The following is a 14571-nucleotide window of genomic DNA, read 5'->3' as shown; positions in this document are numbered from 1 at the left end:
ACATTATTTTACGGGTGTTAAGTCAGGAAACATTTGCACAGTTTTTCTTAAGAACTCTTTAATGAGCAAGATTAATAATTTGGAATAACCATTTCTATATCTTTAATGATGTGTTGCCCATAATATTTTTTTTCTTCCTCTGTCCAACGCCCATCATTTTTGCGAAGTAATTCAACTATTTTTTGCTGAGGTAATTCAACTTCCCAATCTATGATTAAAACAAGAGGATTCCTTTTTTCCTTTAATTTATCTTTTTTTTGTAATCTGCTGTAAAAATTTAATGATAGACTTTTACTATAATTTAAATCCCTGCCAGATGATCCTGAATAAGCTTTTACATCAATTTCTAAATCATTAAGTAAAACGCTTAGAGGTTTGCCTTTATAAAATTTTTTATTTGTTAATAAAAAATTCGTTTGCAGGTATTCAAGCGTGTCTCCTTCGAATTTATGCAAAGGTTTGTAATTTGGATTATTATATTTCGAGCTCTTAGTTGTTTCTTGCTTAATACTCAAAATTCCTTGTTTTGATTTACAGGAAACCAAAACAATTAGTACTATAAAAAATATTTTTTTCATTTTCATTTTTTTGGTTCATTAAAAATTAACCATGTTCATTAAAACCTTGTTAGCTTTAAAAATACAGTTTTTATTAATATAAGGAACGGGCACGGAAAGAATTTCCGCTTCTTGCGCATTTCTTAACGATCGATTTTTTTATGCCTTTTCCTTTGTATGTAAGATTTAAGTTTTTAGATATACATAGTAAAATCAAAAAATATCTGACACACAATCAATAAACCAACAAATTGGTCAAACTGGTTATAAGTACAATATTAACAAGAAGAAAACAAAGTGTCATTTATAAATTCATTCTTAGAAAAAAAATAATTATTTTTAAATAATTATTTAGCTAAACTTTTTAATCGTTAAAAATGAACAAAGCTCTTCTTTTATTGTTAATTGCAGTTTTATGCTCCTTCATAACTCCTAAAGAGACCGTAATTTCTGGTAAAATAACAAATACGGAAAATGGAATAATTAAAATTAAAGGAGAATTACTGGATCAGGAAATCACACTAAAACCAGACGGCAGTTTTTCAAAAAATCTAGTATTAGAAGGCGATCGCATTTATAAAATTATAACTACTAAAAATAGTATTCTTATATATTTATCTAAAGATTCCAAATTAATAATAAATGCGGATGATACAAACTTAACTTCAACTTTAAAATTTACTGGAAAAGGAAATATAGAAAATCAATATCTTGCTAAAAAACTACTTATAACTTCGTCAATTACAAATGAGGAACTTTATAAACTTAACGAGAATGAATTCCTGAAAAAAATTCAGGAAATAAAAAATTCAGTGAATATCTTATACCTTAAAACAAAACTTAACGATCCTGATTTCAAAGAAAAAGAAATAAGAAATATTCATTATCTGGAACAAAAACATTTACTCTTTTATAAAAAATACCATTATTATTACGGAAGTATAAATGGTTTTACAGTTTCTGAAAAATACCCAAAGATTGATGAAACAATCGATTTGGATAATAATTCTGATTTTTTATTTTCAAATGAATACCAGGAAATTGTCTTAAGCAAATTCTATGAAAATATTGAGAGCGATGCCCCTACTATTTCTGCTAAAAATGCAATTCCAAAAATTAAAGCTTTAAAAAGTCAAAGCATAAAAAATCGTTTGATTGAAAACTCTACAAACGATATTAACATTGAAAATCTGGATTATGACACAACATATCGAGAATTTTTATCGATTACAACCGATCCAGCTGTAAAACAAAAACTTACTTCAAATTATAAGGCAATCGACGCATTGAAGCCTGGGAATCCATCTCCAGAATTTGATTATGAAAATCAAAAAGGAGGAAAAACTGCTTTAAAAAACCTGAAAGGAAAATATATTTACATAGATCTTTGGGCAACATGGTGTAGTCCTTGTTTAGAACAAATTCCATTTCTTCAGAAAGTAGAGCAACAATATAAAGGAAAAAATATTGAGTTTGTCAGTATTTCGATAGATGAAATAAAGGATCGGGCTAAATGGAGTAAATTTGTTACGGAAAAACAATTAGGCGGGATTCAATTATTAGCAGAAAAGGAATGGGAATCAAAATTTATAAAAGATTACAGCGTTCAGGGAATCCCAACATTTATTCTTCTTGATCCAAAAGGCAATATTATTAGTGCACGTGCACCAAAACCATCTGACCTTAAACTTATTGAGCTATTAAATAGTCTAAAAATATACTGATATAGAAGGACTTAAAAAGCAAAAACTGACCCCAAAGATTAATACTATGCGATTTAAACCCTTCATTTGATTTAATTATCTTGAATGATAAATTCTCGTTTTACTAATATAATATTTTTCAGGAATTCTACTCGGAACTTTGTCCGGTTTGTAATCTTTTTTCAGCCAAAATAAATGATATAATATTCCTTCGAATTGATTTTTGTAAAAAATTCTTCCGTTATCAAAATTTATGCGTCCTGTTAGTCCTTCAAGAAGGATAAAATCAAAATGAGCTTTAATTTCATTCTCCTCCTCTGCTTTTTTTATAATATGAGTAAAACTTTCAATTTCAGTGTCGAGATCAAATATAGATTCTCCATCTGTTAGTGCATCCCAGACAAAGTTACATTCGTCAAAACAATGATGTTTTGGATCAGAAAACACTTTTTTATAATCTTTACTTCGCATAAAGAAATTATTCATCAATGAAGTATTTTTGTACAAGGCAAAACATCCTGTCGTGTAATCATGTCGAAGACTTATAAAATCGAATTTTTGAAGCATTTCTTCATCTATAAAATCACGAACATTGCCATAGATAATATCCAAATCACTTTGTCCCCAAAAATCATAACCGTTTATAATTTCGGGAAACAAAAAACCATAAGCTGGTTTAAAATCGCAAAGTTTATACGGATGATCAATATTTACAGTGAATCCTAATTTTTCTGAAGCATCAGTAATTATGTCTTCTAATGTTTTATGGATAATTTTTACATTATTGGGTTTGTTCGGAATTACCTCGGTATTATCCGTAATAATATAAAAATCAACCGTTTCGTTATATCCACACGAATGAAGATAATAAGGAAAATACCAAGGATATTTGCCATACCAACAAGTAATAATAGCAATTCTGGAAGTATCATTCATAATCAGAGAAATTAAAAATTATCATCTAAAAGATCATTAATAAAATGTTCCAAAATTTCTCTCTCATATGGTCTGGGATAAGGATAACCATTTATAAGGATTGTTGGCGTTGAATATATACTGTTTTCTATACACCAATCGTTTTGCGAATTGAATATTTCGTCAATTTTTTCAATCTCAATCTGAAAATTATCTTTTGCATTAAAATCATCAATGTTTTTTGTTAGAAACCAATGTTTTAAAGCGCTTGTAAATACCTCCTCGCCTTCAATCAAATAATTTTGCATTAGTTTTCTATAAAACCATTTATAATCTTCTGTTTGTTTTTCAATATCAACTTTTATAATCATTACGACTTTTAAATCGTCTCTGTATTTGTCTAATAAGCTTTCTATTAAAAGATGTGCGTCTTTACAGAAACTACATAATGGGCTTGTAATAAGGGTTATTTCTGTATTGCCATTTTTGTTTCCAAGAATAATTGGATTGTTTACGTTTACATCTATTTTTGGATTAGACAATAAAACACTTTTGAAAATATCATAGTTTCTCACAAAACGGTTATTCTTTACTGATGATTCTTTTAAGTCTTTTTGTGCAACTAATATTTTTTTAAGTTTAAACCAACCAATACTTACAGCAAAAAAACAAGTTATACCTAAAAAGAAAATTTCTTTTGTCACGACAACAATATCATGAGAAAATAAGTTTAAAAAATAGAGTTCTGCCAAAAGCAAAAGAGCCGTTAATAAACAAACCGGACACCATTTTTTCTCCACAAATTTTTGATAATAAACAGAAATAATCAAAATAGGAATTGAGGAAAAAAGAGCCGCTTTTTGGATATATAAGAAAATTGCTGTTTCGTTTCTCAGGTTAAATAAAAACAAACCAATAAACTGAAAAAGAAAAAATATAATACTCAAATCACTAAAAGTAACATAGTTAAATATTTTCCACTTTTTAGAGCTGGTTATTGTAGTACAACTTGTGCCTGTTTTTTTGTTATCACATATGGTTTGCAAAAATCCGCCATCAATACCAAATAAATCTTTTAAAGAAACAGCAGATAAAAAAAGGCCAATAAACGAGAATACAAAAAAAGTCTTAATCTCAAAAGTTTTTCCAAATTGCAATATGCAATAGATAAAAAAAACAGTAGTTAAGAGCGGTAAACTCTTTTTTAAATAGTCATTTGTAACTTCATTTTCGGTCTCTGAATTTTCAACCAAAAGCACAATATTATCCCATTTATTCTCAATCTCTTCTTTGCTAATTATTCCTTTTTTACCATTTTGGCTAAAAAAGTAATTCTCTTTTGATTTTTCAATTAAACAAAGTTCGTATAACCCAATTTCATTCTTTAAAAATGCAACAAATCGATCAGGTAACAATTCTAATTCTGAAATCGCCACTTTAACAACACCATTTTTAATATTAAAAAAACTTAAAGTATCAGAAATTGATAGTAAGGAAGGATAATTAGGATGAGATTTATTTTGAAATATTAATTCTTCTTTATCAATGTTTATCCCTTCTGCCTTAAGATATGTATGAAGGCAATTGTAGTTTTGAAGCATAATAATTCTCTTTATTTTATATTTTGATTGTTGGCTAAATTTTCGGCTGTTTATACTACTAACAATTCAAGAGTACATTTTTTTTAATAGCTGTAATTTAATTTCATCTTTAGTTTAAAAACAGAAGCTATTTTTAAAATAGTTTCTACTTTTTTTTATTTTTTAACAAGGTCTTAATTCAGTATTTGGACTACAGGTAGGGAATCCCTGACCAGATGCACAGTCACTACATTTTCCAAAATAATAACAGCACATCCAAGCTTTATTACCATCGTAGACACCACTTCCTGCCATAATTGTTTTTAATTCACTTCTCGTAAGTCGCCCTTTAATATTGCTAAGGCTCATTTTTTGAGTTTTCATATAATATTTTTTAATGTTCTATTATTTGTTTGGACAATTATCATATAAAGCAGAAACTATTTGAAATAGTTTCTGCTCTTTATAGATTTTAGCAATCTTTTAGTTCATAACCTTGTGAACAAGTTGGTATTCCGGTACTTGATGCACAATCACCACAACGGCCTGTAGTCTGGTTACAACATTTAACTGATTTTGGCCCATCATATACTCCGCTTCCCGCCATAATTGTTTTTAATTCGCTTCTGGTAAGTCTGCCTTGAATATTACTAAGGCTCATTTTTTGTGTTTTCATAGTTATTTTTTTAGGTTATTAATGTCAAAAATTCATTCTTACTATTTGAATCACGTGCACTTGATTTTAAATTGAAGAATTTATTTTTTCCAAATTTCAATTATTCGTAAGTTTTTACCTATGCTTTATTAAGCATATAATATGCTAAAAAGTGCATAGCGCTCTAATTAGTATACATTTTGAATACTTTTGTTTAACAAAACAAAGATTTGATATGTTTTTGATGTGTTTATAATTAACTTAAAATATAATAAATACTCATTTTAATACTATTTTTAAAATTAAATACTAAAAAAATTACCGTAAAAAAATACATAACAACAAAAAAACAATAACCACAAACATTTTTTATGATTAAACAAAAACTAATAAAAAAAAGAATAGAGAAAAATAAAAAACAAGAGGAAATGGCTTTTCATTTAGGAATCACACAGTCTCAATATAGTCGGAGAGAATCGGGCACTACTAAAATAAAAAAAAACGAATGGAATATCTTGGCTAAAGTTTTAGAAACAAATCTGGAAACCATATATGAATCTGAAGATGATGTTAATTTCTTAGATCATAATGCCAATATTACTCCTTACAATGAACATTACGATCTTACATTAGCAGTAATGAAAAAATATATTGAAAAATTAGAAAATGAAAACATGCTTTTAAAGATGCAGCTTCAATCTTCTTAAAACTATCATCAACCTATTAATAAAATTTAAATAATTATCTTATAAATTCACTTAAAATAGGTTAATTTCTAAATCAGTTTGTAATGTAATTTATAGTTCTCAAAAAATCCCATTTCTTAATAAATGGGATTTTTTTATGCCTTTCCATTGCATTAATATACGCTATTATAGATCTACAGAATTAAAATCATAATACAATATGTCACAGGATTATTTTGCGACTTACCAGCTATATTTTAATATCAATCTGGCATTAAAAGGCGTTCCGGCGGTAAAATGAATTTCTTCAACAGGATCAGTTTCATTTGCCAGACGGGATTCTGTCAGTAATTGGGTTTCGTTCCATTTCATATTAAAAATGTTATCAATATTTACGCCTATAGAAACTTTTTTCATTTGATAATTTACAGAGAACCCGATAGCGTTGATTTGTAATCGATGCCAACAAGGTCCATCTTAACAGATTAAAAAACCAGTTTTTAGTAATATAGCAACGGCGGAAAGGAATTGCGTGCTATTTTTTTGCCACATCCAAGTAATTAGTTAAGCTATTTCAACAACATCCTCTCCGTAATCATTTTATTTGAAGAAGTCTCAACTCCGGTAACTTCGGCATATTTTAAATTTGGTAACCAGAAAGAACCTCCTTCAATGCGCACAAATATTTTTTCCAGCTGGATTTTTTTATCATTTACATTTACAAAAACATGATATTTTTGATCAGAATCTATCTTTTTCAGGGTTAAGGATAACTTTTTATAGGATACAAATTTAAGCTCAAATTCCTCATTATTTACGGTTTTACTTTCTATTCCGTAGGCAAATTTGCGTTGTATATAACTAAAGTCTTTCTTTTCTCCTTTCTCGGCATATCGAATCCAATAGGCTTTTATAGGATCGGTTTTGTTTATTTTTCCATTTTCCTGATAGTTTATGGCATAAATAGCCGTGTTTATATTGGGATCGCGCTGAATATAAAATAGCATATTGTCTATATTCTTAGGCGTTGGAAAATGCAATGGCGATGGATTTTTAGATTGTGCCTGGAGATTTTGAGGAATTATATTTAATAAGATCGCTATAATGAGAAGTGATTTTGTAAAATATTTAAATGATGATTTATTCATAAACGAAATATTTATATAACCTGTTAGATTATTTAAACACATAGAAACATAGATTAGGACGCTTAAAAAAGGCGTTTCACTTGTTTAAACAAACATAGATGGGTATGTGTTAGAAACTAGTTTCTTTTTTTATTCTTTTCAAGAATCTAAATCCTATGTCTCTATGTGTTTAAATTATTATTTTTTTGGAATTACACCCAGCGGATTAATTTGATTCGACTACATTCTGTTTTTCGTTTGCCTTAAAAACCCAATATTTAATCAGCGGATAATTAAAACCATAAGAAACAAAACTATCGGTGATTAATCTTCCTATTTTATAATCGATTTGAAATGCTTTTTGCAATATAAGCGTACCAAATGACTTTAAGGAAATGCTTCCTAAAACCACCAACGCAAATTTAAAAAGCTGACTATTAATATGATTGCTGCAACCGGATTGATTTTTAAATACCCACAATCTATTGATGCTGAAATTGATAATGGCGCCAACCGTTCCGGAGATTAGAATAGAAAAAGTAAAATGCAGTTTACAGACTTCGGTCAATAAAATCATCAAGCCATAATCGGTTATGCCGCCTAAAAATGCCGCTACTTGTGCTTGCAGAAAAGTAAAAATGGATTTTTTACTGAACATATCAGTCCTGGTTTTTATCTTTTAAATCGCCCAGATTTAAAAGCTTTAAACTATCTATAATATTGATTATAAGCAATAAAACGGAGATCAAACCAGCCAAATAAGCAATGGATCCGGGAAATAAAACTTCCAGAATTAAAATTAATGCAATAATAAACCGAAGTTCTGTTGGCCCCACAAAGCCAGAATCTATACTGTATTCATTTGTAATTTTGTAGCGTAACTGACTGATAATGATAGACCAGCCATACAAGGCGACAAAAGCAAAGGCTACTATTTGTGTGCCATTTTGAGCATAAATATAGTAGCCAAAGCCTATGAGCACAATACCGATCCAATCGGCAATAATATCGAGTGCAAAACCATACCAGCGACGCGGAATATTTCTGTAATACGCCAGTCTTCCGTCTAAAGAATCGCCTAACCAATTTACAGCCAGACCGATAATACCCAAAAGTAAATACCAATTGGCGAAATAAGTTCCTAAAACAAAAGCTAAAAAAACAAATCCCGAACCAAGCGTACCAATTAAAGTGAGTACGTTTGGCGAAATGAATTTAGGCACTTTGGGTAGCAAAAATACAATCGTTGACTGTTCGGCTTTCTTTAAAATATTAGTTCGCTTGCGGTCTGAAAATGTTCTTTGTACAATTGCATTATTATTTTCACGCTGTGTTTCTTTCCCCATTAGTAACCCAATATTTGTAAGCTTGATTGTATCGTCAATTCCAGTTTTACAATTTTTAATTTTACTTTTCTCTGCGTATTTTTAAAAAAATTGGTGGTACGTTTTAGCTTACCTGATCTAACCAGATAACTAAATGCGATAATAATCAGCATATTATTTAACAATGCCCGCAAAACGTTGATAGAAAACCGTTGGGCTGTTCTCATTTTTAGGAGCATATTTTCCTGCGATAATCGGGATATAAATGACTCTTCTTCTACTCTCTTCGCCACGAATAGAGGATTCTGCGACTCTGTGCCACAAACGGCCATCGTGAATGGTTAAATCTCCGGCTTCCGGATTGATAGAAACTTCCTGTGGATCAGGGTTATTATCTAAAAAATATTTTTTACGAAAAAGCATTTGATAAATACTTTGCTTATGAGTTCCCGGAATAATTTTAAGTCCGCCGTTTTCAGGTTTTAAAGTGCTTAAATGAATCCCCACATTTAACATCGGGTTTAATTTTCCACCATAAAAAATATCTCTCAAACCATCTGTATGCCAGCCCATTTTGGTAAACTTACTTTCCGGCCCATTGATATAATGATTGAAAACCATTCCGTCTTTTTCTTCGGTGCCTAATCTTGCGCCATCGCCTGCCAAAGGTAATAAACCATTAAATCTCGGATCCAGTAAAAGTCCGCTTAAGGTTTGGTGATGTTGATTGATAAAAGCAAAACGCTGTACAATTGGAGACCCGTCTAAATCTTTTCCGAATTTGATAGGAACACCATTTATTTTTTGAAGATCATTGTCAATCCATTTTTGCTCCACTTGTTTGGAGGCGTCAATGATTGAGGAAACCGTTTCAGGGTTTATGAATTTTTTGAAATGGATAAATCCATGTTCGTTAAAAAAGTTTACTTGCTCATTAGTTAATTGCTCAGTAAGGGTAAATGTTTTATAAGAAGATACCATGATAAATATATTTAATAAATGAAATAATAGTGTTTGAAATTTTATCTAAAGATTAGCAACAGCAACAACAGCAACACATTCGCATGTTTGCCTGTATTTGATCTTTATAAAAATTAAACTCATTTCTCATATTAGATATACTCTATAGAATTAGTAGACATTACAAATGTAGTATAATATTCTTTTTGACAAAGATTTTTTTTTATTTTTTTTCGAAAAAATTTAAATTTTATAAATTCCGGCAGCCGTTTTTTCGATAAAAGCCTTTGGTAATATACGATTGGCGTACACGGAAATGATATTGGTAAAACCCGGAATAACTTCAGATTTTTTGCTGAACATGGCCTTTATTGCCATTTTTGCCACTTCATCCGGCTGCATATTAAACTTTTCGGCCATTTTGTTTAGCGCGCTTAAACCGGCTCTTGCAGCAAAACCGGTATCAACCGGACCCGGACTAAAACAGGTTACAGAAATTGAAGTTTGCGCAAGTTCGAAACGTAAGGCACGCGTAAACGATAAAACAAAAGCCTTTGTAGCCGAATAAACTGCAAGCGTTGGTACGGCCTGATAGGCAGCAGTACTCGATATGTTTAAAATGTAAGCTTGTTTTTCCTGCGAAAGTATGGGTACCAATAAATGCGAAAGTTCTACCACGACATTCATATTCAGCTGCATCATACCAAGTTGATCGGTTAGAGAAGATTTACTAAAATCGCCCCACACGCCATAACCGGCATTGTTAACCAAAATGCCAACCGGATAGTGATTCATTTTTATCCAGTCGGTTACTTTTTGCGATGCACCGTTTAGCGAAAGATCAATCGATAAAATAGCCGTACTAATGCCGTATTTAACCTGAAGATCAGCTGATAATGCTTTTAATTCGGCTTCACTTCTTGCCACAAGCAACAGCGGATAATCCTGTTTGGCCAATTCATAAGCAATAGATTTTCCAACGCCTTTGCTGGCGCCGGTTATTAAGGCATACGGTTTCGTTTTTTCGCTCATTTTATTAATTTTATCCTCAAATATAAAGATTAATTGTAAAACGTTGGGTGCGAAAAGTGTATAATGGTCAACCCTTCCCTATTCAGATTTTTCAGGAATAATTATCTTTTGAAGAGACTTAAAAAGCTTACCGAAATTCGAACTCTTTTTTAAAAACTGCACTCCTTTGAATTTTGTCATTGCTTCCTCCAGCATAAGTCCCGAATTTCGGGAATAAAGTACAACCGGAATCCTTTTCAGCCCTTTAATATCTCGAAGTAATTGAAGAAATCCAGTTCCGTCAAGGTAAAGCATATTATAATCCAGGAAAATTATATCTGGTGATAATCTGGAGTCCTGAAGCTTTTTTAGCGCTTCAAGTGCACTACTTTCTACTGATGATCTAATTTTATGATTAATCGCATTGAGGACTAATACAAAAGTCTCTGCATCATCATTTATATCGTTGACTAGTAATATGTTTTTGTATTTCATTCCCCCAACTATTTTTTTTAGCGAAAAAAAGTTCCAATTTAAAGTGGTATTGGCTTTAAATTCACTGCAATTTTATAACTAAATAAAACTAAATCAAAGAGCAACAATGCTAATTTGTAATAACGCCGAAAAACTTTGTAATAACTTACAGCTTATATTTTAATTTGATAAATGCAGGCGGCGGCTGATTTTCTCCACGCCTCTTTCTCTTATTAATTCTGCTGCATCGAGCATTTTGATGATATGAATATAAGGCGTTGTGAGGTCAAAATCAGGATCTCCGACATTGGGAGACAAGGAAAGCTCTATGATTTGAAATAAAAACAATTCAAATTCTTCCAGAATTTTTTCATCAAATGCTTTTTGAAATACAATAAAAGGATTTTCGTATTCTTCCTTTGTGAGCGACGAAAGATGAAATATTGTTTCGCAACGCAAAGAATCTGTAACTTTCCATTTTTTACTTTTGTGTTGCAGACAGGTACAGATTTTAAGAAAAGAGCGTACAACGGTATAAAACATAAAAACATTAGAAGGATCATCCTGTTTACAGACCTCTACTTTATAGCTGTAAGTAACTATTTCGGCTAAATTTTGTTTATAATAATCAAGATGTGCAAAGGCAAAAAAGGCATCAATGGCCTTAAATGGATTTTCTGTCGCAAAGCCTGACCAAAAACGGGTTTCGAAAGACATTTTATTCTTTTTCATAATAATGAGATTTAAAATCTCCTGCAAAATTGTATTCTTTAAAAAGGATAATCTATTCGAAAACTGCATATAATATCTGACAAAAATTGATGTTTAACAGGATATTTTTTTATCTTTGAAATTCAGGATTTTTATCCAAATGGCTTTATCTTTGAGCCTTTAGAAAAATTGATATTCATTATGGAACAGAAAATACATCAGGGAAGAAACGTAAAACGCTTCAGAGAAATGCTTGGCATCAAACAAGAAGCTTTGGCTTTTGATCTGGGAAATGACTGGAACCAAAAGAAAATTTCTATGCTGGAGCAAAAAGATGTTATTGAAGATAATTTGCTGAAACAGATCTCAAACTCATTGAAAATTCCCGTGGAAGCGTTTCAGAATTTTGATGAGGAACAGGCAATAAATATTATTTCTAATAAATTTGACAACGGTTCAGTTGGTTATCAAAAAAATGATACTTGTACATTTAATCCAATTGATAAAATTGTACAATTATATGATGAAAAAATTGCGTTATATGAGCGTATGTTGAAAGAGAAAGATGAAATGATGGTGAGGCTTGAGAAATTGATTAATAAATAATTGTTTATAGAAGATATATTTATATTTAAAAAAGAGACTTTTGAGGTCTCTTTTTTTTGCACTACAGTGGATTTTTAGAAATAATATTATTCTGATTGTTCAAAACTTACAAACAAATATTCTGAAACTATTTTTGCCAAATTTACAGTAAACACAGCATGTCTTTCGTCAATTTTATATGATGATTTTGAAGGACCATTTCCATGAGAATCACTATATGAATTTCTTAAACCCGAAACACCATTTATTATACTAAAAACTCCTGATAAGATCTGTTTGAGAAATTCATTTTCATGATTTGCTGGAGACATGTTTAATAAATTAGCTACAGTTTTATAAAGTTTTAATAAATTACCGTCATATTCGTGCTTTTCCTTTGTCCTTGTTTCGAGAATAAATAAACAAAGAGATTCAATTAAAGTTCGAGCGTTTGTAATTGAACCTTCAAAATCTTTTTCAGCTATTTTAGAATTACATTTTTTTATTTGGTCATGTATATATTCAAAAGATATTCTTTCCAACTCTTTTGTTTCGACTAATTCAATATCTACAATATCAAAATCAGGAAAATATGTAACTTCTCTAATTTCTGGTTCCTCATTTTTTAATGGATAAACTTTTAAGACTGCATCAAAAATTTCATTTTTATCTTTTTCGGAAAGTTTGTCTATTATGGCTTGAATTTTTGGGTTTGATCTTATTTCAAAAGTACTGATAAGTGAATATAATCGGCTTCCGAAAGTATTAGATACATCTAAATATGATGTAGAATTAGTTAATAAATCAGATAAATCTTGACGACCTTTATAGTCTAAAATTCTTCTTATTTTTTTTATATCTATATCTTCCATAAATTACTTATAAATTATTCCTTATTAAAATATTGTAATCCGCTCGTGAGGATTTGTAACCCGTAAAATATATTGTAACATATTAAAAAAGAAAATCAGTTTTTAACTATATATTTTACATTAGTTTTTATTAATATAGGAACATTCATGGAAAGAATTTCCATGCTATCGTTTGCACATATCTAAGCGATCAGTATGAATTAAACGCATTTACAAATCTCTATTATCAATAAATTTATTCTGCTAGCCAATTTAGTATTTCTTCTAGTTCTAATGTTCGTTCTCTAATTTTATTCATAAAATTTCTTGCGGAAACAAGCATTCCTCCACTTCCAATTTTAAATTGCAAGTCTTTGAAAGAGTAAAGGAAATCTTTTTCAATTTCAAATTGTTTCTTCCAATTGGTTTGAGTTTCAATTAATTTTTCTTTCTGGGTATCTTGCAACTTATTTAATAAAGATTCATAAATATTATTCATCTCTTTTTCCCACAGTTCATTATGCTTTTTAATGCATTCACCCCATTCAAAACTAGTTGTCGCTTCACAGTTATTATAAGATTTATCAATCCAATGTTCCTTTTCGTCAGTATTACCAACTGAAAACCTTCCTCCTCTAATTTCTAGTTTTTCATCTAAGCTTTCTAAAATTTTTGGACCATTTTCCATTACCCAATATGCATTTCTAATGTCATAATCCATTCCATGAGCAGCATAGTTAAGCGTATGAATGATATCTTTTAAAGATTTTGTTTCTGCTTTTGTTATAATTTCCTTGTCGTTTAAAGCATCAATTAATTTTGTGATTGAAAATTTATTACTTTCTAAACTGTATTTATCCGCTAATTTCCTCAATCTTTTTTCCACCTCAATTCTAAAACCAACTAAAGCTAGCTCTTGATTCTTTTCAGCAATTTCAATAAATGAATATGTTTCTGAATTTCCACTAGTTAAAGCTTCCTTTTCAAAATTATCTGAGTCTGGTTTAATAAGTCCTGCCTTTTTAGCTTCATCTTCAATTTTCTTTAAATCTTGAAATTCAACTTTTAGACCGCCAGGAAGTTCTACCGACTTCAATAGAGGTTCTAACCAAGGAATAATAGCTACAATAATCAATGTGATAAAAATTGCATCAATTTTTAGTTCGGGAAAAAGTAAATGTGTAATACCAACAAGGGATGATGAACAAGTTATGAATATTTGTGTTTTCCTTTTAATTGTCATATTGAATTGTTAAAATTAATGTAAACACCATTTTCGAATAGTAAAATTACGTTTTTTACTTAAGATTCGGATTTAAAATTCTTTTGTTCTGCACCTATTCAATCAATTGTTATTAATACCCAATAATTTTATTAAAATGATTATTAATCAGGAAAAAAATATATTAATTTTATTTCGATCAAACCTAA

18 protein-coding genes are annotated in these 14571 nt (G+C 29.9%); 3 read left to right on the top strand and 15 right to left on the bottom strand.

The annotated features are described in order from the left end of the window. Window positions 1–71: 71 nt before the first annotated feature. A complete protein-coding gene (locus AC3QL1_RS15230) occupies window positions 72–578 on the bottom strand; it encodes a hypothetical protein (protein ID WP_492492650.1) in 507 nt (168 codons plus the stop codon). Window positions 579–934: 356 nt separating this feature from the next. On the opposite strand from AC3QL1_RS15230, the gene AC3QL1_RS15225 reads away from it, so the two are divergent. Next, a complete protein-coding gene (locus AC3QL1_RS15225) occupies window positions 935–2281 on the top strand; it encodes a TlpA family protein disulfide reductase (RefSeq protein ID WP_492492648.1) in 1347 nt (448 codons plus the stop codon). A 75-nt stretch (window positions 2282–2356) separates the two neighbouring features. Here the strand turns inward: AC3QL1_RS15225 and AC3QL1_RS15220 are convergent, their stop codons facing one another. From AC3QL1_RS15220 to AC3QL1_RS15205, 4 genes are all read right to left on the bottom strand, one after another. After that, on the bottom strand, window positions 2357–3196 hold the full coding sequence (locus tag AC3QL1_RS15220; protein ID WP_492492646.1) for a DUF6625 family protein: 840 nt from the start codon (window positions 3194–3196) through the stop codon (window positions 2357–2359). 11 nt (window positions 3197–3207) lie between these two features. Continuing rightward, entirely contained in the window at window positions 3208–4776 is a 1569-nt protein-coding gene (locus AC3QL1_RS15215) for a vitamin K epoxide reductase family protein (protein WP_492492644.1), read from the bottom strand. A gap of 162 nt (window positions 4777–4938) precedes the next feature. After that, on the bottom strand, window positions 4939–5124 hold the full coding sequence (locus AC3QL1_RS15210) for a hypothetical protein (protein ID WP_144444559.1): 186 nt from the start codon (window positions 5122–5124) through the stop codon (window positions 4939–4941). A gap of 103 nt (window positions 5125–5227) precedes the next feature. Further along, a complete protein-coding gene (locus tag AC3QL1_RS15205) occupies window positions 5228–5431 on the bottom strand; it encodes a hypothetical protein (RefSeq protein ID WP_492492642.1) in 204 nt (67 codons plus the stop codon). A gap of 350 nt (window positions 5432–5781) precedes the next feature. Here AC3QL1_RS15205 and AC3QL1_RS15200 point away from each other — a divergent pair, with 350 nt between their 5' ends. Then, a complete protein-coding gene (locus AC3QL1_RS15200) occupies window positions 5782–6117 on the top strand; it encodes a helix-turn-helix transcriptional regulator (protein WP_492492640.1) in 336 nt (111 codons plus the stop codon). 222 nt (window positions 6118–6339) lie between these two features. Here AC3QL1_RS15200 and AC3QL1_RS15195 read toward each other — a convergent pair whose 3' ends face one another. The 8 genes from AC3QL1_RS15195 to AC3QL1_RS15160 form a co-directional block, all read right to left on the bottom strand. Further along, the gene (locus tag AC3QL1_RS15195; RefSeq protein ID WP_492492638.1) at window positions 6340–6513 is read right to left on the bottom strand and encodes a hypothetical protein; all 174 of its coding nucleotides are present in this window, start codon (window positions 6511–6513) and stop codon (window positions 6340–6342) included. 152 nt (window positions 6514–6665) lie between these two features. Continuing rightward, complete coding sequence (locus tag AC3QL1_RS15190; RefSeq protein WP_492492636.1) at window positions 6666–7244, bottom strand: DUF4833 domain-containing protein; 579 nt, start codon at window positions 7242–7244, stop codon at window positions 6666–6668. A gap of 205 nt (window positions 7245–7449) precedes the next feature. Then, entirely contained in the window at window positions 7450–7881 is a 432-nt protein-coding gene (locus tag AC3QL1_RS15185; protein ID WP_492492635.1) for a GtrA family protein, read from the bottom strand. Window position 7882: 1 nt separating this feature from the next. Next, complete coding sequence (locus AC3QL1_RS15180) at window positions 7883–8569, bottom strand: CDP-alcohol phosphatidyltransferase family protein (RefSeq protein ID WP_492492633.1); 687 nt, start codon at window positions 8567–8569, stop codon at window positions 7883–7885. A 153-nt stretch (window positions 8570–8722) separates the two neighbouring features. Continuing rightward, entirely contained in the window at window positions 8723–9529 is an 807-nt protein-coding gene (locus AC3QL1_RS15175; protein WP_492492631.1) for a phytanoyl-CoA dioxygenase family protein, read from the bottom strand. A gap of 222 nt (window positions 9530–9751) precedes the next feature. After that, window positions 9752–10540, bottom strand: a complete 789-nt coding sequence (locus tag AC3QL1_RS15170) for an SDR family NAD(P)-dependent oxidoreductase (protein ID WP_492492629.1) — start codon at window positions 10538–10540, stop codon at window positions 9752–9754. A 78-nt stretch (window positions 10541–10618) separates the two neighbouring features. Then, a complete protein-coding gene (locus tag AC3QL1_RS15165) occupies window positions 10619–11014 on the bottom strand; it encodes a response regulator (protein WP_492492627.1) in 396 nt (131 codons plus the stop codon). A gap of 159 nt (window positions 11015–11173) precedes the next feature. After that, a complete protein-coding gene (locus AC3QL1_RS15160) occupies window positions 11174–11725 on the bottom strand; it encodes a hypothetical protein (RefSeq protein ID WP_492492625.1) in 552 nt (183 codons plus the stop codon). Between the two features lie 180 nt (window positions 11726–11905). Between AC3QL1_RS15160 and AC3QL1_RS15155 the strand changes: the two genes are divergently transcribed. After that, window positions 11906–12310: a helix-turn-helix domain-containing protein gene (locus tag AC3QL1_RS15155; protein ID WP_492492623.1), complete on the top strand. Its 405-nt coding sequence runs from the start codon at window positions 11906–11908 to the stop codon at window positions 12308–12310. An 86-nt stretch (window positions 12311–12396) separates the two neighbouring features. Here AC3QL1_RS15155 and AC3QL1_RS15150 read toward each other — a convergent pair whose 3' ends face one another. Beyond that, the gene (locus AC3QL1_RS15150; protein WP_492492621.1) at window positions 12397–13161 is read right to left on the bottom strand and encodes an abortive infection family protein; all 765 of its coding nucleotides are present in this window, start codon (window positions 13159–13161) and stop codon (window positions 12397–12399) included. Window positions 13162–13396: 235 nt separating this feature from the next. Continuing rightward, window positions 13397–14383 (bottom strand): lysozyme inhibitor LprI family protein, encoded by a 987-nt coding sequence (locus tag AC3QL1_RS15145; RefSeq protein ID WP_492492619.1) that lies wholly within the window; start codon window positions 14381–14383, stop codon window positions 13397–13399. Between the last annotated feature and the right edge of the window lie 188 nt (window positions 14384–14571).

The sequence above is a fragment of the Flavobacterium sp. GW823-FHT04A11 genome (assembly GCF_058796535.1).
Note: the sequence above shows the minus strand (reverse complement) of the source record. Positions and strands in the feature narration are given on the sequence as shown.